This window comes from Elizabethkingia occulta (assembly GCF_002023715.1).
Taxonomy (GTDB): domain Bacteria; phylum Bacteroidota; class Bacteroidia; order Flavobacteriales; family Weeksellaceae; genus Elizabethkingia; species Elizabethkingia occulta.
In genome coordinates this window covers 298,969-322,102 of sequence record NZ_MAHX01000016.1, presented here as the reverse complement: position 1 = coordinate 322,102, position 23,134 = coordinate 298,969, and the positions used below count along the sequence as shown (strand labels likewise).

Sequence of the window (23,134 nt, the reverse complement as noted above, 5' to 3'; positions counted from 1 at the left end):
TTTATAAAAAAACAACTATGAAAAAGACCTCTATATTCATCGCAACTTTATTATACAGCTTGTCATTCGCTCAGAAAACTCAGGATACCACTAAAGTACAAACAGTAAAAGCCGTAACTATTCAGGCAAAGAAAAAACTGATTGAAAGAAAAGCAGACCGTTTAGTCTTCAATGTTGAGGCATCGATGGCTTCACAAGGAATGGATGCTGTAGAGACTCTGAGTAATGTTCCTATGATGAATGTAGACGAAAATAAAGGTCTTATATCAATTGTAGGAAAAAGTAGTGTATCCGTAATGATTAACGGCCGTATGCTAAATCTTTCCGGAGATGCATTAATGAGTTATTTAAAAACCATCCGCTCAGAAAATATACTTAAAGTAGAAGTGATTACAACTCCTCCGGCTAAATATGAAGCACAGGGAAACAGCGGGCTAATCAATATTGTTCTGAAAAAGAATCCTAACATGGGTTTTAGTGGTAATGTAGGTTCAACATTTGTTCAGAGAACTTATTCCGGTGGATTAGGCAATGCAACACTCAATTATCAGACTTCAAAGTTTAGCATGAGCCTGAAGGGTAATTATACCAATACTGCAAAACGTACGGAAGAAAATTATGATATTATCGGTGCTACATCAAGCTATAGCCGTACAGTACGCAAAGATATGTGGAAAGAGTTTTCTCCAAGCCTTAATCTTTCTTATAAACTTAGTAAGAACTCTGAAATTGGACTGAATTATCTTTACACTCGTCAAACACCAGATATGAATATCTTCAATAACACGTCCTATTTTAAAGGAGAGCAACCAACCGAGACGCTGAGCACACCAACAAAACATTGCGAAACAAACCGAATGCAGACGTTATCCGTTTATTACGATTTAAAATTAGATACACTAGGCAAAAAACTAAGTTTTACCGGAAATTATTACGAAAACAACTCTAATACAATTGTAGATTTCTCCACTTTCAAAGCTTCGAACCAGACAACCGAAAACGTACAGACTATTTCTAAACTAAAACCGCAAATCTTCTCCGGGCAGGCAGATTTAGAACTTCCTTTTTCTTTCGGAACCATAGAAACCGGAGTAAAATTCAATCAGTTCAAAAATACATCAGATCTTAATTATTACAATATTATCAATCACACTCCTGTTTCCGATCAGTCCAGAACTAATTTCTTTCAGTATGATGAAAAGAATTATGCAGCCTATTTCAGCTTTACAAAGAGCTTTGGAAAAAATTGGGAAACAAAATTTGGTATCCGTTACGAAGATGCACATGTGGACGCCTATACTCCTGCAACGAATGAGCGCACTAAATATGGATACGGACAATGGTTCCCATCAGCATATGTTGCTTATAAAGAAGGTAAGAATGCCTTTAGCCTTGCTTATTCCCGTAGGATTAACCGCCCAGATATGAGTAATCTGAATCCTTTCCGCTGGTATAGTAATCCAAATTCTTATGCTTCAGGGAATCCATTACTACAGCCTGCATACATCAACAATACAGAACTTGCCTATACCTACAACAATAAATTATCTGTGAGTATTTATTATCTAAGATTAACAAATGCCTTCGGACAAGTTTCTTTTCTTGATGGGATTAATGAGAGCAGCACCTACCTAAATCACTATAACAATAATTTTTATGGTCTGAATGCCAGCTATACCGATAAGATTTTACCTTGGTGGGAAACCAGTATCTCTGCAACGGCTACATTACAAAATTCTTCTGTATTCAATATACAAGCTGAAACCAAGAGTGGGACATTCTTCAATTATTCTGCAAACAATACTTTCACCCTAAATGCAAAGAAAACAATTGTATTCTTCCTAAACTATAATCAGACCTTACCTTTTAAAAATGTCAATTCATCATTCAAGAACTTTTCTGACCTGTCTTCCGGAATAAGAGTTTCCCTAATGGACAAGCAATTGCAGATTAATGCCAGTGTATCCAACATCTTTGCTCAAAGATATCGTGCTGATAAATCTTTCTCTGATAATAAACAGTCATTCAACAATTACTGGGATGGCAGAACGCTACGTCTGAGTGTAAATTATACCTTCGGAAATTCAAAAGTAAAAGGAGCTCAGAAAGATATCAAATTCGAAGAAAAAAACAGAGCTAACTAAAAGGTTTTCTGAACAAATAAAGAATAATTAATGTAACAAAAACACACTTGTAATTGTCATTCTATAAAACAATACTCATGAAAAAGATATACGTATTAGCTGTCACTTTAATCTCATGTACAGCATTTTCACAAAATATACAGGATACCACCAAAGTAAAAACAGTAGAAACAGTTGTTCTGGAAGGAAAGAAAAAACTGATTGAAAGAAAGCCTGATCGTTTAATATTTAATATCGGTAACTCTGTTGCCGCTGCTGGTGGAACAGCATTGGATGCCCTGAAAGCCACTCCGAATGTAAAAATAAATAACGATGTGATCTCTATTGTAGGAAAAAGTACAGTCCTTGTATTAATAGATGATAAAGAAGTCTATATGAGTGGTGAACAGCTTAGCCGCTACCTGGAAGGTATTAGTGCGGAGAATTTGTCAAAGATTGAAGTAATCACCACTCCACCAGCTAAATATAGTGCTGAGGGAAACAGTGGTATAATCAATATCGTTACGAAAAAAATGAAGGTTAACAGCTGGAACGCTAACGTTGGCTCTTCATATCAGAGATCAAGACGAAACACTTGGCGTTCCAATGCCGCCTTCAACCTTCAGAAGGATAAAATAACACTACAATCATCTATAGATTTAGGCGACAGAAGATTTTTAAGAAACTGGAACAACGATCTTTATTATCCTGATGCTCATTGGGAAAATCGCGGAATTACAGATTTTAAAAATAATTACTATGCAGTAAAAGCCGCTCTGGATTATAAGGTAAACGAAAGGTTAACTCTTGGTACCAAATTCAATGCAAGCCTTTTCGATACTAAAAATAACGGAACACCAAGTTTTTCAAATATTTATGATTCGGCTGGAGCGCTGCAAAAGTATATCTCTACTTCATCTTTTCAACGAGTCAAATCTCAGCAACAAGTCTATAACCTGTATTCCGAATACAAACTGGATACTTTAGGAAAAAAGATTACTATGGACCTGGATTATGTAAATTATAATGGTCCGGGAAACCGACCATTTTCTTATGCTACATACAAACCAAATAACGAAATAGTACAGGGAAGCCAATTTACAGGGCTTAATAATACTGAAAGCCAGATTCAGAATTTCTCAGCAAAAATTGACACAGAACTTCCATTAAAATTTGTCAATCTTAGCTTTGGAGGTCGATTTTCTACTGTAAAAACTACCAATGATATTGCTGCCTATAAGGAGGTAAACAGCGAAATGGTACCGGACACCAATATCTCAAACTACTTCAGATACAGAGAAAATAACGAAGCTTTATACGTTTCCGGAAGCAAAAAAATTGGCAAGTGGAATTTACAGGCAGGATTACGAATGGAAGCTACCCAAACCACCGGATATTCCCGTGAATTAGATAATACTCATAAAAACAACTACATAAAATTATTTCCTACGCTATATGCAATGTATTCTATTGCTGATAAAACAAGCATTAGTTTCAATTACTCCAGAAGGATTAACCGTCCTTCTTATGAAAGCCTGAATCCATTCAGAACCATTAACAACAGCAATAGTTATAATGAAGGTAATGCATTTTTACAACCAGCTTTTACGGACAATGTTGAACTTACTTTCACCTACAAAAACTTGGACAGCAGGGTGTATTTCTCAAGTCTGAAAAATGGAATCAGCCAGGCTTCCTTAATAGATCCCGCCACTATGAACAATAATTTTGTCTGGATGAATTATGTAGATGCTAATTCATTCGGTTTGGCAGAAACTTTTACCTGGAAACCTGTGAAATGGTTGTCCAGTATGAACACCTTCAACCTTAGCTACAGCAATACTCAGCTTAGCATCGGACCTGAACGCTATAAAGGCTGGACTGCAGATTTCTCTACAAGCAATGATTTTACATTAAACAAACCAAAAACAGCTTTCTTTAATCTTACTTATACTCAGGATTTTGGAGGTGTATATAATAATTTTACAAGCAAAGCTTATTCAACTGTTGACATATCTTTTAAATATCTTGCCTTCGATAAGAAACTGATAATAAGCCTTGTTGGCAGCAATATATTTAACGGAATCGGTTATAGTTATCAGATGATGAATGGTGTAAAACAAAGTTTCAGAAATATTTGGGATAATCAAAGCTTCCGAGTTTCTCTGAATTATAAATTCGGTAATGATAAGATAAAAACCAGCAATCGCCAGTCCGGAAATACTGAAGAACTGAACAGGATGTAAAATAATCTATAAAACCAGCATTCCTAAAACTACCTTGAAGTCCATTTTATTCACTATAGTTTGAATTTTAAGAAACTTTAACAACTCCCAACTGTAACAATACTGTAATTCTTAAGTCATATTGATAAAAAGTAAGATAACAGTATGAAGAACAAAATTATTATTTTAGGAATGCTGACTCTAGGTATTTCTGCGTTTGCCCAGGAAACTGGTTCAAAAGAGAAATCCAGAGAGAAGGAAATCCAGGGGGTGAGCATGACCAAAACCAAAAAAGCCGTAGAACAGAAACCGGATCGTACGATCTTCGATTTCTCTGAACAGCCCAATCTTAATTCAGGAACAACCTTGGAAGGGATAAAGAAACTTCCGGGAATGGTTGTTACCGATATTGCAGGAATGATGTATCAGGGAAAACCTCTGGCTGTATTTATGGACGGACGTCCTCTTAATATATCAAGTAATGATTTAACAGCCTTTTTGGAAGGGATGCCTGCTAATTCTATTGAAAAAATAGAAGTAATTACCCAACCAGGTGCAGAATTCCCTGCAACTTCCGGTGGTGCTATTCTGAATATTATTACCAGTAAAAGTGCCAAAAGTTACCTTACAGCAACTTATTCAGGAAGCTACCGTTTTTCGAATTATGATAAATTCAGAAGTAAAACCAATAACAGTATAGTTCTTAACTCAAGAAACAAAGTTTTCGGATGGCAGTTCAGTGCCGGACAAAGTTACCGTGAGTCTTTTAATACTACACAGACTGATGATATATTCAGTAATTATGCGGACCGTTTTCAGAGAAGTAACTTTGCTAAAGCTGCTTTAACATTTGATATCGGAGCAGACAGGTTATTAATCAACTACGATTTTAACTCTTATAATAACGACAGTAATTTAGAAGCTTCAGGTAAACAAGTTGTGAACAACATGACCCAATTATACGAAAATACAGGTAACAGTAAGAGTAAAACGTACAGAAATGAAGCTGTAGCTACTTATCAGAAAAAATTTAGTGACAAAGACAAGAAACTAGATTTCAAATTTACTTATACCAATTACAGAAGTAACTTTAACCAGTTCTCTAATTTTATAAAGCCTGCTTCTTCAACCATATTTTATCCTGAGAATAATTCGGACCAGAATATATACAACTTCAGAATAGATTACTCTCAGCCAATTAAACTTTTAAATGGTGGGAAAATTAGTTTTGGTGGACTTTATGAAAAACTAGATTATGTAACCCAGTCTGCTAAGGTTACCAATTTAGATTATCAAAGACAAACGGCTTCTACTTATGCTGAAGTAATGGCAAAGTATAAGAAATTTGATTTCATCGTTGGAGCGCGTGCTGAAGATTATGATATTAGTGGAACAACTCTGATTTTAGATGATAATAAAAACTGGGTTAATACACCTCTTACACCTTTCAAAAAATTCAAAGTATTCCCAAATGCAAGTATTCAGTATAACTTTAAGCCATCAATCTACTTTAATCTGAACTATAATAAAAAAATCAGCTTACCAAGTATATCATTCCTAAACCCTAACAATACCAATTATCAGGGACCGAATGTGGACTTCAAAGGAAATCCTTTCCTTAACCCTACTATATATGATAATTTTGAAGCGAAAATCAGCGCTTTCGATTATGCTTTCCTAAGCTATAACATGGGAATTGTAAAGAACCAGGTAATTCAGTATGTAGAGAGAGATGGAGACAGAATATCACAAAGCAATAAAAACGTAGATCGTATTACACAACATAATTTCAATTTTGGGGTTCCTATTCCTTTTATGCTTTTCACAAAGCCATTAAGCGAGATTATGAAGTTTAACTTTAATCCTGATAAGATTAATCTACTTTATGTTTATGCAGGGTATCAGTTCCAGGATATCAAGGATATTCAGGATAAAAAAGGAATGTGGATATTTAATATTTCCGGGCAGTTCATCTTACCTAAGAATATTAAGCTTAATGCTAACTTCAGCTATCTGACAAAAGGTAATTACTATTACTTCATGCCATTGTACCCTATTAATAATAGTTTGGATCTTACATTAACCAAGAAATTCAACAAAGACAGGCTAACAGTATCATTATATGCTAATGATGTATTAAATGGTACCAGAATGTCCTTCCGTACGACGAACCAAAATCCGGGAGTTATATTGAATAGCAGATATGACAGCAGAAGTTTTGGAATTTCCGTTAATTATAAAATACCTACAAGAAACAAATTAGCAAAAGTGGATCAGAATATGTTGAATCAGGACACTCCAAAAGAGGATAATGGGGGCATAATGAAACAATAATATTTTTTCTGATGGTAATTTGATTAATAAAAGATAAAATCACTATCTTTTCATTTTAATTCAAATACAAAATGAAATATAATCTCGACGATAAGAACCGACAAATTTTAGATATCCTTCAGCAGGATGCAAAGCTATCCGTCAAGGAAATCGCTTCCCGTATACAACTTTCTTTCACACCAACTTACGAAAGAATTAAAAATATGGAGGAAGCAGGAATCATCAGCAAATATGTTGCATTGGTAGACCGCCAGAGAGTAGGTTTAAAAGTTGCAGCTTATTGCAATGTAACCCTGAAAGAGCAGTCTAAATTTGCTTTATTAAAATTTGAAGATGCTATTAAGGATATTCCCGAGATTATAGAAACAATCAGTGTTTCCGGAAATTATGATTATATGTTGAAGATTGTTTCAACAGATATTGAAAGTTATAACAAGTTCATTATTGATACCATTTCCAACTTACCAAACATCGGCCAATACCATAGTAGTATTGTAATGACAGAGGTGAAGAAGGAAACGGCATTTAAAATTCCGCATCCGGAAGAACTTTATTAATTAATTTTATTGAAAACTTTATAAAAGTTTTCTCTGATTTCTTCAGTCGACAGATTACCTATACTGCCTTTGTGCGTATGATTTACAGATGTACTGGCCTGGAATTGATTATTTTCGATCTCCAGGCCAATTTTTTTATAGGCCTCACGGAAAGGCAATCCATTCAGTACTTCACGGTTTACAGCTTCTACACTGAATAGGTATTTATATTTTTCATCAGTTAGAATTCCGTCTTTTACTACAATATGCTGTAGCATAAAGTCTAAAATCTGAAGACAGTCTTTTAGAGTTTCTATTCCCGGAAAAATAATTTCTTTTGTAAGCTGCCAATCTCTGTGGTAACCAGATGGCAGATTATTTATCATTAAGGTTAATTCATTCGGTAAAGACTGAATTCTGTTAGATTTTGCTCTTACCAGTTCGAATACATCCGGATTCTTTTTATGTGGCATAATAGAGCTTCCCGTTGTTAGAGAGTCTGGAAAGCTAATGAATCCAAAGTTCTGGTTCATATACAAGCATACATCATAAGAGAACTTACTAAGCGTACCTGCAAGATTAGCCATTGCCATTGCCAGAATTTTCTCAGTTTTCCCACGTGTCATTTGTGCATAAACAACATTGTAATTTAAGGTTTCGAAATCTAATTTCTCTGTTGTAAATTCACGATCAATCGGAAAAGAAGATCCATATCCTGCCGCTGATCCTAAAGGATTCTTATTGCATACATTATAAGCAGCTACCAATAACTCCAGATCATCGGTCAAAGCTTCTGCATAAGCCCCAAACCATAGTCCAAATGAAGAAGGCATTGCAATCTGTAAATGTGTATACCCCGGAATCAGTTTATCCTTATGAGCTTCGCTTAAAGACTGCAATGTTCCAAATAATTGTTCAGACAGCTTTGCAATCTCTTTAATCTCTTCTTTCAGATATAATTTAATATCAACAAGAACCTGATCGTTACGGGATCTGGCACTATGAATCTTTTTGCCTGCATCTCCAATTTTCTGAGTAAGGTTAAATTCTACCTGAGAATGTACATCCTCTACTCCATCTTCAATTGTAAAATTACCCTTCTTTACCTCTTCCAGCATGATAAGAAGTTCTTTCTCTATCAGTTTCCATTCGGATTCTTCTAAAAGTCCAACACGGGATAACATCTCGGCATGAGCAAGATTTCCTTTTATATCATATTCTGCTAAAAGCAAATCGAAATCACGATCGTTTCCAACCGTAAATTTTTCAATGATCTTAGCGTGTTCAGCTTCTTTGCCATCAATATTTTTATCCCAAAGTTTCATTTTGCTTATTTTGTTTTTATAACTATGTCATGAATTGCCCACAACAAAGGAATTAAATTTCATTTATTCAAGGCTTCGACGGGCTCAGCCTGACGGTATACAGACAATGTCATTCTGGGCCTGTCGAAGGATATTGCTTTTATCTAATCATCTTGCTAAGGGTTTGAAACCCTGACAAAATCTTTTTAGTAAATAATTTTTTCCAGAATTTTAATATATAGTTCTATTCCTTCTTTTATCTCGTGAAGGAAAATATACTCGTCTGCACTATGTGACCTGGTAGATAATCCCGGCCCCAGCTTTAATGATGCAAACGGTATTACAGCCTGATCTGATGATGTAGGAGATCCATAACAGGTTCTTCCTAACTCCAATCCGGCTCTTACGATTGGATGCTCTTCAGATATCGACGATGAATTTAGTCGAAGAGATCTTGGCTTAACCTCAGATTTCAGATGGGCTTTAATCGTTTCATACACTTCCTGATTGGTGTACTGATCTGTAACACGTACATCTATTGTAAATCTGCATTCATCCGGAACCATATTGTGTAGAGATCCTGCATTAATCACCGTGGTAGTCATCTTAACTTTTCCTAACCATGGAGATTCTTTCGGAAACTCGTAGTTTCTTACCCACTCAATATCTTCAATTGCATTATAAATAGCATTATCATTATTCGGGTGAGCAGCATGCGATGGAGTTCCTTTTGCTACACAATCCAGTACTAAAAGCCCTTTTTCAGCTACTGCCAATTGCATTTCTGTAGGCTCTCCTACAATCGCAAATTCCAGATTACCCAAATGTTTCAGAATTGACTCTACTCCATTCACACCTGAAATTTCCTCTTCTGCTGTTGCCGATAAAATAATATTATACTTTAAATCTTTCTGAGCATAGAAATAAAGAAAAGTAGCAATAAGAGATACTAATGGCCCACCAGCGTCGTTACTTCCCAATCCATAAAGCTTTCCATCTTTTTCGATAGCTTTAAACGGATCATTCGTATAACTAAGATTAGGCTTTACCGTATCGTGATGGGAATTGAATAATATTGTTGGTTTGGCATCATCAAAATATAGATTCTTCGCCCAAATATTATTTTGCTCCCGGTTATATGTTACTCCTTTAGTTTCAAGAAAATCTCCGATCATCTGCGCCGTCTGATCTTCTTCTTTGCTAAAAGATTGTGTTTCTATAAGTCTCTTCAGAAGTGCTAATACCTCCTGATATAAATTTTCCACTTCATTATGCAGTAATTCTTGTTCCATAAGCTCTTTTGGTTAAAATTAAAGAAGAAAGATCTTCTGCCTGTAAGATATGTACTGCTCTAACTCCTTTCTGTATTGCCGAAAATGCATTATCCAGTTTCGGTATCATTCCCTGAAAGATCTTGCCTTCTTCTTTTAGTTTTTCATAATTAGAAGGGTTGATTTCGGGGATTATGGAGTCTTCATTTTCTACATCCTCCAGCACGCCTTTCTTTTCGAAGCAATAATACAAAAAGCTTTCGTAATTTCCGCTCATAGCCGTAGCAATTGCAGACGCCATGGTATCTGCATTGGTATTCAGTAACTGACCGTTTCCATCATGTGTAATTGCACAAAAAACCGGAACGAATCCCGCCTGCAATATCTTATCAATATTTTCGGAATTAACCGCAGCCACATCTCCTACAAAACCAAAATCTATAGGATTAGCAGGTCTTTTATTAGCCAGTACGCTATTAGCATCTGCTCCGGACAGCCCTATAGCTGTATCTCCATTTGCAGATAAGGCTGCCACAATATTTTTGCTGATAAGCCCTCCATAAACCATTGTAATAAGCTTTAGCGTCTCTGCATCCGTAACTCTGCGTCCGTCTATCATCTGTTGCGGAATATCCATTTTTTCAGCTAACTCCGTTGCTATTTTCCCACCGCCATGTATCAGAATCTTGGGCTCTTTTATACCAGAAAAGTTTCTCAGAAAAGCAGAAAGTTTTTCCGAGTCATCAATGACATTTCCCCCGATTTTAATAATATGCAGTGGCTGCTTCATACAATTTTGTTATGGTTTATTATTTGTAACCTCATAGATTTTGGAAACCCATGAGGTTTCTTTATTATAAAATATTCTTCAGTACCCATTGTGCAGTAATCAGACGATTTCCTGCCTGCTGATATACTAATGCGTTTTCGCTGTCCAGTACCTCATCACTAATTTCCACATTTCTTCTTACCGGAAGACAATGCATTACTTTAGCATTATTGGTTTGTTTCAGCTTTTCCAGTGTTAGCAACCAATCTCCTTTTACTTCAGGAGTAGCCCCGTAATCACTGAATGAAGACCAGTTTTTTACATAAATGAAATCTGCATCCTTTAATGCTTCATCCTGATCGTTCGTAATCGTTAATCCATCGGTATATTCTGTATCCAGATCATAACCTTCCGGGAAAGTAATAGTTACATCTGCATCTATTTCTTTTACCCACTCACAGAACGAGTTCGCTACTGAATGTGCAATAGATTTTACGTGAGGTGCCCAGGTTATTACAACCTTAGGTTTTCTTTCTTCTTTCCAGTTCTCTTTTATCGTCAGCATATCCGTAAAGCTCTGCAGCGGATGTCGGGTTGCCGATTCTAAAGAGATAATCGGAACTGTAGCATGTTGAATAAACTGATTCAATACCTTGTCCTGTGTATCTTCCTCTTTATCTTTGAAAGCAGGGAAACAACGAATAGCAATAACATCACAATATTCGCTTAACACTTTTGCAGCATCTTTAATATGCTCCACAGTAGTTCCGTCCATTACAGCACCATCATGTAGCTCCCATGTCCATGCATCTTGTCCTGCATTAATGATAATGTAGTTTAAACCAAGATTCTGACATGCTTTCTGCATGCTGATACGTGTACGAAGGCTAGGATTAAGAAAAACCAGTCCTACAGTTTTGTTTTTTCCAAAATCCGGTGTTCCCAGCGGATTATTCTTAATATCTATACATTCCTGCAGCGCCTGTTCCAGATTGGGGACATCGTCTACACAAGTAAATTTCTGTAATTTAGCCATTGAGTTCAGTTTTTAGAGCATTAACAAATTGATCAATCTCCGCTTTGGAAACCGCTAACGACGGTAAAATTCTGAGTGTATTTTTGTTAGAAGCATTTCCTGTAAGAATCTTATGTTTCCATAACAAGTTGTTACGTACTTCAGCACATGGCATTTCCAATTCTATTCCGGTCATCAATCCAACACTACGAACTTCCTTTACTTTTGGTAAATCTTTTACCTGCTCAACAAGATAGTCACCCATTTCCTGAGCATTTTGAATAAGATTTTCTTGCTCCAGAATTTGTAACACTGCCAAAGAAGCCGCACATGCTAAATAGTTCCCACCAAAAGTAGTCCCCAGCATTCCTTTTTTAGCCTGTATTTTTGGAGAAATAAGTACTCCCGCTACCGGAAAGCCATTTCCCATTCCTTTTGCTGTTGTAATAATATCTGGCTTTACTCCGGAAAACTGGTGTGCAAAAAACTTACCTGTTCTTCCATATCCTGATTGTATTTCATCCAGAATGAAAACAGCATTATGTTCCTGACACAATTTCTCTATTTTCTGAAGGAAAGAGTCTGTTGGGATCTGAATTCCGCCTACTCCCTGGATTCCTTCAATAATTACAGATGATATTTCATTTTCAGCAAAGGCTTTTTCCAATGCTTCTTCATTATTGAACTCTACAAACAATATATTATCCGTTTCGTTAACCGGTGCAACAATACTTGCATCATCTGTAGCAGCTACCGCAGCAGAGGTACGACCATGGAAAGCTTTGCTGAAAGCTATTACTTTCTTTTTGCCATTATGGAAAGAAGCTAGTTTCAATGCATTTTCATTGGCCTCAGCACCTGAATTACACAGAAACAACTGATAATCATCGTAACCACTTAATTTACCTAATAATTCTGCTACCTGGCTCTGAATCGGAATGTTTACTGAATTTGAGTAAAAGCCAATGTTCTGTAATTGTTCAGAAATTGTTTTTACATAATGTGGATGTGAATGTCCCACTGAAATTACAGCATGTCCGCCGTATAAATCTAAATATTTTTCACCTTTATCGTCCCACAGATAAGAAGCTTCTGCTTTTACCGGCGTAAGATCGAAAAGGCTGTATACGTCAAATAAATTCATTTTTGTTATTTTTTTAAACCACAAAAGCGACAAAAGAAAAAATAACCTTTTAAGTTAATCTAAAGCTCAAAAAAGGTTACTGTTTTAAACTTTAGAAATTGTTATTTTTTGAAGAAATTGCTTTTATTTCTTTTGTGGTTAAGGTTTTAATATGCTAAAGGTTTTAGTTTTAATCCGGCTTGCTCTTCAAAACCAAACATTAAGTTCATATTCTGAATTGCCTGTCCTGAAGCTCCTTTTAAAAGATTGTCAATTGCTGAATGTATGACAAGCATATTGTCTTGTTTTTCCAACTGAATTGCACACTTATTGGTATTTACTACCTGCTTCATATTAATAGCTTCCTTGGATACACTCACAAAAGGTTGGTCTCTATAGAAGTCTTCATAAGCCTGATAAAGTTCTTCCAGAGAATGATCACATTCTAATGTTGCACTTACAAAAATTCCTCTTGGCCAGTCTCCTCTCCATGGTACGAAATGTACTCCAACAGTATTCTTGTTTTCACTTTCAAGCGTCTGCTTTATTTCATCCAGATGCTGATGGGAAAGTGTTTTATATGCCGATATATTATTATTTCGCCACGAGAAATGCGTTGTATCCTGTAGCTTTACGCCAGCGCCTGTACTTCCCGTTACACCAGTTACAAAAATCTGGTTCAATAATTTCTTGTTCGCTAAAGGCAATAATGCATACTGAATTGCAGAAGCAAAACACCCCGGATTAGCAACTTCATTAGCACCTTTTATTTTTTCTTTTTGAAACTCCGGCAAACCATAGACAAAGCTTTTATCCTGAAATTCCCCTTCTAAACGGAAGTCATTCCCAAGATCAATAATCTTTGTTTCCGAAGAAACTTTATTTTTCTCCAGCCAAGGCTGACTCTCTTTATGTGGTAAGCACAGGAAAAGTATGTCTGCGGACTGTAATTCCGAAGAGAATTCCATTTCTGTTTCACCCAAAAGATCCTGATGAACACTGTATATCTTTTTACCAGCTGCATTTCTGCTCAATGCAAAAGCCAACTCTGCGTAAGGATGATTTAATAACAAACGGATTAATTCTCCACCTGTATATCCTGTTCCGCCAACAATTCCGGCTTTAATTTTATTTTCCATATCCCGGATTTGTCTGGTGGTATATTGTTAATGAATTCGCCAGAATTTTGGAGAAGCCTTTTACATCATCACCTGTCCATGCATTATTCATCTCTCCATACTGGCCAAACTTTCCGGACATTAAATCGAATTGTGATTCAATTCCGTTCAAAACAAATCGGTAAGGCATAAAGGTTACAAATACTTTACCACTTACACTGGTCTGAGAACTTTTGAAGAAAGCTTCAATATTACGCATCACAGGATCCAGGAACATTGCTTCATGCAGCCAGTTTCCATACATTACAGCTAACTGATCTTTCACAACCAGTTGGTTTTTAGAAAGCGTATGCTTTTCTAATAAATGATGTGCCTTTAGCGCTATTAATGCCGAAGCAGCTTCAAAGCCTACACGTCCTTTTATTCCGATAATTGTATCTCCTACGTGGATATCTCTTCCGATTCCGAAAGGAGCTGCAAGTTCTTCCAGCTTTTTGATGGCTTTAGTAGGATGGTTATAAACTTCACCATCTATTCCTACTAATTCGCCATTATCAAAAAGTAAAGTATGTTGCTCCTGCTCAGTTTTTTTAACCTGAGAAGGAAATGCGTCTTCCGGTAAATATTCATGAGAGGTAAGGGTTTCTTTTCCTCCTACTGAAGTTCCCCATAATCCTTTATTAATTGAATATTTAGCTTTCTCAAAATTCATATCTACTCCGTGTTCCTTCAGGAAGTCTATTTCCTCTTCACGGCTTAGTTTAAGATCACGGATAGGTGTTATAATCTCCATCTCTGGCGCCAGAATATTGAAAACCACATCAAATCGAACCTGGTCATTACCAGCTCCGGTACTACCATGACAAATAGCCTCAGCACCTACTTCCAATGCGTATTCTGCGATTACCTTAGCCTGAATTGTCCTCTCTGCACTTACGGACAACGGATAAGTGTTATTTTTCAACACATTTCCGAATAACAGGTATTTAACACAAGACTCGTAGTATTCCACTACGCTGTCTACACATCTGTAAGAAGCAATTCCTAACGATAAAGCTTTTTGCTCGATCGTCTGAATTTCTTCAGCTGTAAATCCTCCTGTATTTACAGTTACAGCATGAACTTCGTACCCTAATGTTTTCGACAGATACAAAGCACAATAAGTCGTGTCCAAACCGCCACTATAGGCTAAGACTACTTTCTTCTTCATTGTTTTGAGATTTTTTAGGTTTATATAACATTGCCGTGCAGAGGCAATTTTTTCTTTCTTTACTCATCAGGATATCATAATTCACGCAGCTTTTACAACCACTCCAGAAATCTTCATCCTGAGTCAGTTCCGAATAAGTTACCGGCCAGTATCCTAGTTCGCTATTAATCTTCATTACAGCCAGCCCCGTGGTTAATCCAAATATTTTAGCTTCCGGATATTTTTTACGGGAAAGATTGAATATAGCATGCTTAATATCCCGTGCCAGTCCAAACTTTCGGTATCTTGGATTAACAATTAATCCTGAGTTTGCAACAAACTCTCCTGTCCAGGTTTCTATGTAACAGAACCCGGCCCATAAGCCATCGTCAGAAAAAGCAATTACAGCCTTCCCCTCCTGCATCTTTTTCTGAATGTATTCCGGTGTACGCTTAGCAATCCCCGTTCCGCGAAGTTTCGCGGAATTCTCCATTTCATCACAAATCATTTGCGCGTATTTGCCGTCTTCAGCAATAGCTTGTCTTACAACAAACGTCATTTTTAGATCAAATTTTAAAAACAGGGGACAAATTTAGGTAATTAATTTGCAAAAATGCAAATTAATTTAATTTTAAATCTTTTAAAATTATATACAGAAGATAATATTTTGGAATATAAGATTTAAAAAGATAAAATATCTAAAAACAAAAACTCTAATCTTGAAGATTAGAGTTTTTATTTATTTTCGTGTAAAAAATTATTTTTCGCAGGCTTGCCAGATTTTATCCTGAGGGTTGGTTGGTGCAATGATTTCAATCGCTTCTTTTGTTACCGGATGAGTAAAGCTAAGCTTTCTGGCATGTAAATGAATTCCACCATCGGGATTAGACCTTGGAGCTCCGTATTTCAGATCGCCTTTTATCGGAATCCCAATTTTAGCCAACTGAGCTCTGATCTGATGATGCCTTCCTGTTTCCAGGTCGATTTCTAAAAGATAATAATTATCCAAAGTCCTGATTACTTTATAATGCAGGCGTGCTTCTTTTGCTCCTTCAGTTACTTTTTCAAAAACTGTGGCTTTATTATTTTTTTCATTTTTACGAAGGTAATGTACCAACTTCTGCTCCAAAGGAACCATTTCTTTAGGTACGATCGCCCAATACGTCTTTTCAATTTCACGGTTCTTCACCATCTGCGTCAGCCTCGACAAGGCTTTGCTGGTTTTGGCATAAATAACAAGACCAGAAGTTGGTCTGTCTATACGATGCACTAAACCCAGAAAAACATTTCCGGGTTTATGGTCTCTTATTTTTATAAAATCTTTAATTTCGTCCAGAAGGGATTTATCTCCAGTCTTATCTCCCTGCACCAATTGCCCTACCTGTTTGTTAATCACCAAAAGATGATTATCCTCATAAACGATCTGAGATTCTGTCATGTATTAATAACTTTCCTGCTGATTAGGGAAATCCTGAGATTTCACATCTTTCACATATTGCCCTACAGCACCAGCCACTTCATCAAAAAGATCAAGATATCTTCTTAAGAATTTAGGACTAAAACCTTTATTCATTCCTACCATGTCATGGAAAACCAACACCTGCCCATCGCAGTCAGGTCCTGCACCAATACCAATTGTCGGGATGTTTATACTTTCGGTTACCTGCTTTGCCAGAGAAGCCGGAATTTTTTCCAATACAACAGAAAAACATCCTAATTCTTCCAATAGTTTAGCATCGCTAATCAATTTCTGAGCTTCAGCTTCTTCCTTCGCTCTTACTTTATAAGTTCCGAACTGATAAATAGATTGTGGCGTAAGCCCCAAATGTCCTATTACCGGGATACCAGCATTAACAATTCTTTTGATAGATTCGGCTACTTCAGCACCACCTTCCAGTTTTATAGCATGCGCTCCGGATTCCTTCATGATTCTTACAGCAGAATCCAGTGCCTTTTGTGGATCAGATTGGTAAGTACCAAAAGGAAGATCTACAATAACCAGCGCACGGGTTACACCACGTACTACACTCTGTGCATGATAGATCATCTGGTCCAGTGTAATTGGCAAAGTAGTTTCGTGTCCGGCCATTACATTAGATGCAGAGTCGCCCACCAATACAGCATCTACACCACCTGCATCTACCATTTTTGCAATAGAAAAATCATATGCTGTAAGCATGGTGATTTTCTCGTTGTCAAACTTCATTTTACGGAATGACTCAGTTGTCACCCTTTTAATTTCGCTGTGTACTGACATATTTGTTTGTGCTAAGGTTGAATGGGACTAAATAGATACGTGTCCCAGCTTTTTTAATTTATCGTGATTCAGAATTCTTATATTTCTTCCGTCTACACTGATAAGTTCATCCTGTTTGAACTCGGAAATTAACCGGATAGCACTTTCTGTTGCTGTCCCTACAAGGTTGGCAATTTCCTCTCTTGTTAATGATATTTTGATAAAACCTTCAGGATCGGTTCCAAGCTTTTGTTCTAATAACAATAATACTTCCGCAAGTCTTTCGCGCACTGTTTTCTGTGCCAAGAAAGTAATTGTTTTAGATGCCTCACCCAGTTCGTAAGCTATCTTCTGCAGCATAGCATAAGAAAGTTTTGGGTCTGCTTCTAAAAGATGATTGAAGGTCTCGGCAGGAAGGAAAGTAATCTCAGCATCTTCCATTGCTTCAGCTGTTGCTCCGAACGGCTCATCACAAAGAAGGGAACGATATCCCACTAAATCTCCTTCTACGCAAAACCTTAGAATTTGTTCTTTTTTGAAAAAACCTGATTTGGAAAGCTTAACTGTCCCTCTGTCAATAAAATAGACACCTTGTGGAAAATCTCCTTCGTCAAAAATAGTATCTCCTTTTTTAAGACTTAGAACTTCTTTACCTTTAAGATATCTTTCAAAATCTTCTTTAGAAAGATTTTCTTTGAAAGATTTTTCATTGAAAGTTTTTAAAAAAGCTGTCTCAATCTGTTGAAATTTAGAATCTGGCATCTTTTTGAAAGCTAATATGATAATAATCAGACAAATTTAGCGTAATTAAACTGCTCCTCAAAAGTTTTTGTCATAATTTTGCATGCTAAAGCTATAATAAAATGAAGGAAAGCTGTTTCCATTGTGGACAGGACATTGACAAAGAGATCATAAGCTTTGACGAAAAAACATTCTGCTGCAACGGATGTAAGTCTGTATATGAGATCCTCAATATGAATAATCTTACCGGTTTTTATGATTTGAATAAGAAAGCCGGGATAAGACCTAGTGATGATACAGCTCCTTTTGACCATCTGGACACAAAAGAAGTTTTCGACCGTCTTGTAGATTTTTCTGAAGGCGCCACTTCTTTAGTAACCTTCAAAATTCCGGTAATCCATTGTTCTTCATGTATATGGTTACTGGAAAGCTTACAGACATTAAATAGCTCTATACATTATTCTACAGTGAATTTCACTAAGAAAACGGTACAGATATCCTTTAATCATGAAGAATTAAAATTAAGTGAACTAGCTCAGTTCCTTTCTAATCTTGGTTACAAACCAGTAATCAATCTTGAAACTGCTGAAAGAAAGACTGAAAAAGTTGACAAAAGCTTAGTAATTAAAGTTGCTATTGCCGGATTTGCATTTGGTAATGGTATGTTCTTTTCCCTTCCTGAATATTGGTCCAAATGGTTTGGACGTGACGATGTATGGTTAGAGCACTACACACCCCTTTTCCGTTGGTTAATGTTTATGATGGCAACGGCAGTTGTTATATTCTCCGCTTCCGATTACTACAAATCGGCATGGTACGGACTGAAAAATAAAAGAATTACGATAGACATTCCTATTGTTATTGGTATTCTTGTTCTATACTTCAGAAGTTGTTATGAGATTTTCTCGAATTACGGACCGGGATATTTCGATACCCTTTGTGGGCTTTTATTCTTTATGCTGTCCGGAAAAATCTTCCAGCAGAGAACATATAATGCATTGTCCTACGACAGAGATTATAAATCCTTCTATCCGATAGCAGTTACAAAAGTTGATTTTGGTGGAGAACAGAAAAACATCCTTCTTTCCGAAATCAATATAGGTGACCGAATTTTGGTAAGAAACGAAGAAATTATACCTGTTGATGCAATCCTTATCAATGGTGAGGGTAATATCGACAACAGTTTTATCACTGGTGAAGCGGCTACTATTAGTAAAAAACCAGGAGATAAAATATTTGCAGGAGGAAAACAAAAGGGTTCTGTTCTGGAACTGGAGGTTATTAAAAATGTTGACCAGAGTTACCTTACTCAACTGTGGAACAAGGAAGCTTTCAAAAAGCATGAAACCGGATTAGATACACTTACCAATGCAATTAGCAAGTACTTTACTATTATCATATTAGCAGTCACTCTTTTTGCCGGAATCTACTGGTCTACTGTAGATATGCAAAAGATGTTTCAGGTTACCTGTGCCATCCTTATCGTAGCATGTCCCTGCGCATTGGCACTTTCTGCTCCGTTTACTATGGGGCACATCATGCGTATCATGGGACGTCACAAAATGTATGTAAAGGACGCATTAACAGTAGAAAAGATGGCAAAAATCAATACTCTGGTTTTTGACAAAACAGGTACAATTACCTATAACAAAAGAGCAAATATTAATTTTGAAGGCATTGAACTAAGTATTTTTGATAAGGAAAATATCAAGACTCTTCTTAAGAATTCTAATCATCCACTGTCTAAATCCCTGTACGATTTTCTGGATATTCAGGATCCTTATTATCCGACAGAAGACTTTGTTGAAATATCAGGAAAAGGTTATGAAGCAAAAGTTCGCAGCCACTTGTATAAAATAGGTTCTGCAAAATTCACAGGAACAACTTCAGACACGATAGAAACTGCTGTTTACATCTCTAAAGACGGTGCTATTTTAGGTAAATATATTTTCAAGAACGAATACAGAACAGGTCTTAAAGAACTATTTACTGATCTGCCAGGATACGAGAAACACATCCTGAGCGGTGACAATGAATCAGAAAGAGCTAATCTGGAGCAGATCTGCAGTATCAATGACCTTCACTTTAATCAGTCCCCTGAACAAAAGCTGGAATATATCCAGTCGTTGCAAAACCAGCATAAAAAGGTTGCAATGGTTGGTGACGGCCTGAATGATGCCGGTGCACTAAAACAAAGTAATGTAGGTATTGCCATTGCAGATGACAGCAACTCGTTCACTCCGTCATCCGACATTATTATGAATGGTGATATGCTTGGCTTCCTGCCGGATTTCTTCCGTCTCTCGAAGGATGCAATCCACATTGTAAAAGCAACATTCATTATAAGTCTACTTTACAATGTTGTAGGCCTCACGCTTGCTGTAATAGGAAAAATGTCGCCTCTTGTAGCTGCCATCCTTATGCCTGCGAGCTCTATTAGCGTAGTCATCTTTACGTCTGCAACAACATGGCTTACATCTCTAAAATATTTCAGGTCACGCAGAGTATAGTCAAAAGTCCAATATACGCTTTTGTTATTTAGAAACGTTTTAAATTAACGCTTTTTAACGTTCAATGACTAATCTCATAGATAATATGTAAATTTGCAGAAGCAATTGTTTCATATATTTGCACAACTTATGGACATTCTATATTTAATGATTATATGCAGCGTTTCGTTGGCTGTTATCTTCTTAATTATTTTTATTATAGGAGCCAAAAACGGGCAGTTTGAAGACGACGAATCCCCTGCTGTAAGAATGCTTTTTGATTCTGAGATCCAGAAGGAGAAAGATCAGGAGAAAAAACAACCAGAGGACGAGATAGAAGAAGACGAAAAAATAGATAAAAAATAGCGATTTTATAAAATGGAGACACAAAAGTTTAGTTATGACAATAATATCGTCCGTGCATTCTTGTACGCAACGATTGTATTTGGTATAGCAGGATTTATATTAGGGCTTACAGCAGCTCTGATGCTTTTCTACCCTGAATTACCGGAATTCCTTTTCGGTACAGATGATACAACGATTCAGAGTTTGAAAAGCGGAAATATTCAGGGACTAATTAATACACAAGGAGCACTTGGTTTTGGTAGAATCAGAATGATGCACACCAATACTGTTATCTGGGCTTTTGTATGTAATTCATTTTTCTGTGCCGCATACTACAGTATGCAAAGGCTACTGAAAACCAGAATGTACAGTGATACACTTTCATGGGTACACTTCTGGACTTGGCAGATTATGATTGTTGTAAGCTGGGTTACTTTTGCAATGGGCTTCAACACTTCAAAAGAATATGCTGAGCACGAATGGCCTGTAGATATACTTATCCTTATTTCATGGGTAGTGTTCGGTCTTAATATGTTTGGTACAATTGCTAAGAGAAGAGTAAGACACTTATATGTAGCCATTTGGTTCTATCTTGCAACATGGATTGGGGTAGCTTTACTTCACATCGTAAACAACTTAGAAGTTCCATTAGATTTCTGGAAGTCATATTCAGTATATTCAGGGGTAAAAGATGCTATCGTACAATGGTGGTATGGTCATAATGCAGTAGCATTTGTACTGACAACACCAGTATTAGGTATGATGTATTACTTTATGCCGAAAGCTGCTGACAGACCAGTATTCTCTTATAAATTATCTATTATTCACTTCTGGTCTCTAATCTTCGTATACCTTTGGGCTGGTCCTCACCACCTTCAGTATACAGCTTTACCAGGTTGGGCTCAGGCTTTAGCAACAGGTTTCTCTATTATGCTTATCGCACCGTCTTGGGGAGGTATGCTAAATGGATTACTAACACTAAGAGGAGCTTGGGATAAAGTAAGAGAGAATCCGGTACTTAAATTCTTCGTGGTAGCTGTTACATGTTATGGTATGGCAACTTTCGAAGGACCATTATTAGCAACAAAAACATTAAATAAAATTGGTCACTTTACCGATTGGGTAATTGGTCACGTACACTTAGGTGCACTAGGATGGAATGGCTTTATGGCATTTGGGGTTATTTACTTCATGGTTCCAATCTTATGGAGAACTAAACTTTGGTCAATAAAATTAGCTAACTGGCATTTCTGGTTAGGTACATTAGGAGTTATCTTCTATGCAGTACCAATGTATATCTCTGGTTTCACACAAGGTTTGATGTGGAAGCAATTTAACCCGGATGGTACTTTGATGTACAAAAACTGGTTGGATACTGTAACAGCGATTATTCCTTACTACAAATTAAGATTCCTTGGAGGTTCCCTGTATTTAACAGGTGCAATCCTAATGGTAGTGAATATCTTCAAAACTGTTAGACAAGGTTCTTTCCAAAAAGAAGTTCCTGCAGAAGCTCCTGCATTAGCCAAAATTGGTAATGACAGAAAAGCTGGTGAGCCTGTTCACTTATGGATTGAAAGAATGCCGGTTCTACTTTCTATCGGAGCATTCATTACACTATCTATTGGTGGTGCTGTAGAGATTATCCCTACATTAACAATAAAGAAAAACGTTCCTACAATTTCTGCGGTTAAACCTTATTCTCCGTTAGAATTAGAAGGGCGTGACTTATATATCCGTGAAGGATGTAACGCTTGTCACTCTCAGATGATCAGACCTTTCCGTGATGAGATTGTGAGATTTGATGGTAAAAATGGTCAGTATTCCAAAGCTGGTGAATTCGTATACGATCACCCATTCCTTTGGGGATCTAAGAGAACTGGTCCGGATTTACAAAGAGAAGGGAATAAGAACCCGGATTCATGGCACTTTAAACACATGTATAACCCGAGATCAACATCTCCAGGTTCTATTATGCCACGTTTCCCTTGGTTAATTACAAACGAGTTGGATCGTACTCATATGGTAGACAAAATGAAATTAATGAAGAATTCATTTGATATACCTTATACTAAAGGACAGATAGATTCAGCTAATGCATGGGCAGATAGCCAGGCTAAAGTAATCGTTAAGAAAATTTTATCTGAAGCTGCGGATGTTAAAGATCAGGTAGATAAAGAAAAAGTTGCTAAAGGAGACAAATTTGTTCCTATAGAGAAGAGAGAAATTGTAGCACTTATCGCATACCTTCAGAGATTAGGTACTGACATTAAGACTACAGATGTACAGACAGCAAGCAACAACTAAAAAATAATA

Annotated in this window: 18 protein-coding genes; 7 read left to right on the top strand and 11 right to left on the bottom strand. The window is 36.6% G+C overall.

The window, feature by feature from the left end:
* The first annotated feature begins 17 nt into the window (after positions 1-17).
* The 4 genes from BAZ10_RS12195 (at position 18) to BAZ10_RS12180 (ending at position 7,239) form a co-directional block, all read left to right on the top strand.
* Positions 18-2,144, top strand: coding sequence for an outer membrane beta-barrel family protein (locus BAZ10_RS12195; RefSeq protein ID WP_024568544.1), 2,127 nt, complete (start codon positions 18-20; stop codon positions 2,142-2,144).
* 77 nt (positions 2,145-2,221) lie between these two features.
* Complete coding sequence (locus BAZ10_RS12190) at positions 2,222-4,369, top strand: TonB-dependent receptor domain-containing protein (RefSeq protein WP_078772276.1); 2,148 nt, start codon at positions 2,222-2,224, stop codon at positions 4,367-4,369.
* A gap of 144 nt (positions 4,370-4,513) precedes the next feature.
* Positions 4,514-6,682 carry an outer membrane beta-barrel protein gene (locus BAZ10_RS12185; RefSeq protein WP_078772275.1) on the top strand — a complete coding sequence of 723 codons (2,169 nt, stop codon included), beginning with the start codon at positions 4,514-4,516 and terminating at the stop codon, positions 6,680-6,682.
* Between the two features lie 71 nt (positions 6,683-6,753).
* A complete protein-coding gene (locus BAZ10_RS12180) occupies positions 6,754-7,239 on the top strand; it encodes an Lrp/AsnC family transcriptional regulator (RefSeq protein WP_009086825.1) in 486 nt (161 codons plus the stop codon).
* On the opposite strand, the gene argH is transcribed toward BAZ10_RS12180, so the two are convergent.
* The 11 genes from argH to BAZ10_RS12125 all read right to left on the bottom strand — a co-directional run bounded on the left by argH (position 7,236) and on the right by BAZ10_RS12125 (position 18,005).
* A complete protein-coding gene (argH, locus tag BAZ10_RS12175) occupies positions 7,236-8,543 on the bottom strand; it encodes an argininosuccinate lyase (RefSeq protein WP_078772274.1) in 1,308 nt (435 codons plus the stop codon). The genes BAZ10_RS12180 and argH overlap by 4 nt on opposite strands.
* Before the next feature lie 185 nt (positions 8,544-8,728).
* Positions 8,729-9,814, bottom strand: coding sequence for a M20 family metallo-hydrolase (locus tag BAZ10_RS12170; protein ID WP_078772273.1), 1,086 nt, complete (start codon positions 9,812-9,814; stop codon positions 8,729-8,731).
* The gene (argB, locus tag BAZ10_RS12165) at positions 9,792-10,583 is read right to left on the bottom strand and encodes an acetylglutamate kinase (protein WP_078772272.1); all 792 of its coding nucleotides are present in this window, start codon (positions 10,581-10,583) and stop codon (positions 9,792-9,794) included. The genes BAZ10_RS12170 and argB overlap by 23 nt, the downstream gene beginning before the upstream one ends.
* A 64-nt stretch (positions 10,584-10,647) precedes the next feature.
* Positions 10,648-11,598, bottom strand: a complete 951-nt coding sequence (locus BAZ10_RS12160; RefSeq protein ID WP_078772271.1) for an N-acetylornithine carbamoyltransferase — start codon at positions 11,596-11,598, stop codon at positions 10,648-10,650.
* Positions 11,591-12,721, bottom strand: coding sequence for an aspartate aminotransferase family protein (locus tag BAZ10_RS12155; RefSeq protein ID WP_078772270.1), 1,131 nt, complete (start codon positions 12,719-12,721; stop codon positions 11,591-11,593). The genes BAZ10_RS12160 and BAZ10_RS12155 overlap by 8 nt, the downstream gene beginning before the upstream one ends.
* 146 nt (positions 12,722-12,867) lie before the next feature.
* Positions 12,868-13,839, bottom strand: coding sequence for an N-acetyl-gamma-glutamyl-phosphate reductase (gene argC / locus BAZ10_RS12150; RefSeq protein ID WP_078772269.1), 972 nt, complete (start codon positions 13,837-13,839; stop codon positions 12,868-12,870).
* Positions 13,829-15,028 (bottom strand): argininosuccinate synthase, encoded by a 1,200-nt coding sequence (locus BAZ10_RS12145; protein ID WP_059156012.1) that lies wholly within the window; start codon positions 15,026-15,028, stop codon positions 13,829-13,831. The genes argC and BAZ10_RS12145 overlap by 11 nt, the downstream gene beginning before the upstream one ends.
* Complete coding sequence (locus BAZ10_RS12140) at positions 15,000-15,566, bottom strand: N-acetyltransferase (RefSeq protein WP_078772268.1); 567 nt, start codon at positions 15,564-15,566, stop codon at positions 15,000-15,002. Before BAZ10_RS12140 ends, BAZ10_RS12145 begins: the two co-directional genes overlap by 29 nt.
* A gap of 198 nt (positions 15,567-15,764) precedes the next feature.
* Positions 15,765-16,445 carry an RluA family pseudouridine synthase gene (locus BAZ10_RS12135; RefSeq protein WP_078772267.1) on the bottom strand — a complete coding sequence of 227 codons (681 nt, stop codon included), beginning with the start codon at positions 16,443-16,445 and terminating at the stop codon, positions 15,765-15,767.
* 3 nt (positions 16,446-16,448) lie between these two features.
* Entirely contained in the window at positions 16,449-17,264 is an 816-nt protein-coding gene (gene panB, locus BAZ10_RS12130) for a 3-methyl-2-oxobutanoate hydroxymethyltransferase (RefSeq protein ID WP_078772266.1), read from the bottom strand.
* A 27-nt stretch (positions 17,265-17,291) separates the two neighbouring features.
* Complete coding sequence (locus BAZ10_RS12125; protein WP_009093794.1) at positions 17,292-18,005, bottom strand: Crp/Fnr family transcriptional regulator; 714 nt, start codon at positions 18,003-18,005, stop codon at positions 17,292-17,294.
* Between the two features lie 101 nt (positions 18,006-18,106).
* On the opposite strand from BAZ10_RS12125, the gene BAZ10_RS12120 reads away from it, so the two are divergent.
* From BAZ10_RS12120 to ccoN, 3 genes are all read left to right on the top strand, one after another.
* Positions 18,107-20,494, top strand: a complete 2,388-nt coding sequence (locus BAZ10_RS12120) for a heavy metal translocating P-type ATPase (RefSeq protein ID WP_078772265.1) — start codon at positions 18,107-18,109, stop codon at positions 20,492-20,494.
* Positions 20,495-20,641: 147 nt separating this feature from the next.
* The gene (ccoS, locus tag BAZ10_RS12115) at positions 20,642-20,839 is read left to right on the top strand and encodes a cbb3-type cytochrome oxidase assembly protein CcoS (protein WP_317191845.1); all 198 of its coding nucleotides are present in this window, start codon (positions 20,642-20,644) and stop codon (positions 20,837-20,839) included.
* Between the two features lie 12 nt (positions 20,840-20,851).
* Positions 20,852-23,125: a cytochrome-c oxidase, cbb3-type subunit I gene (gene ccoN / locus BAZ10_RS12110; protein ID WP_034871734.1), complete on the top strand. Its 2,274-nt coding sequence runs from the start codon at positions 20,852-20,854 to the stop codon at positions 23,123-23,125.
* Positions 23,126-23,134 lie beyond the last annotated feature (9 nt).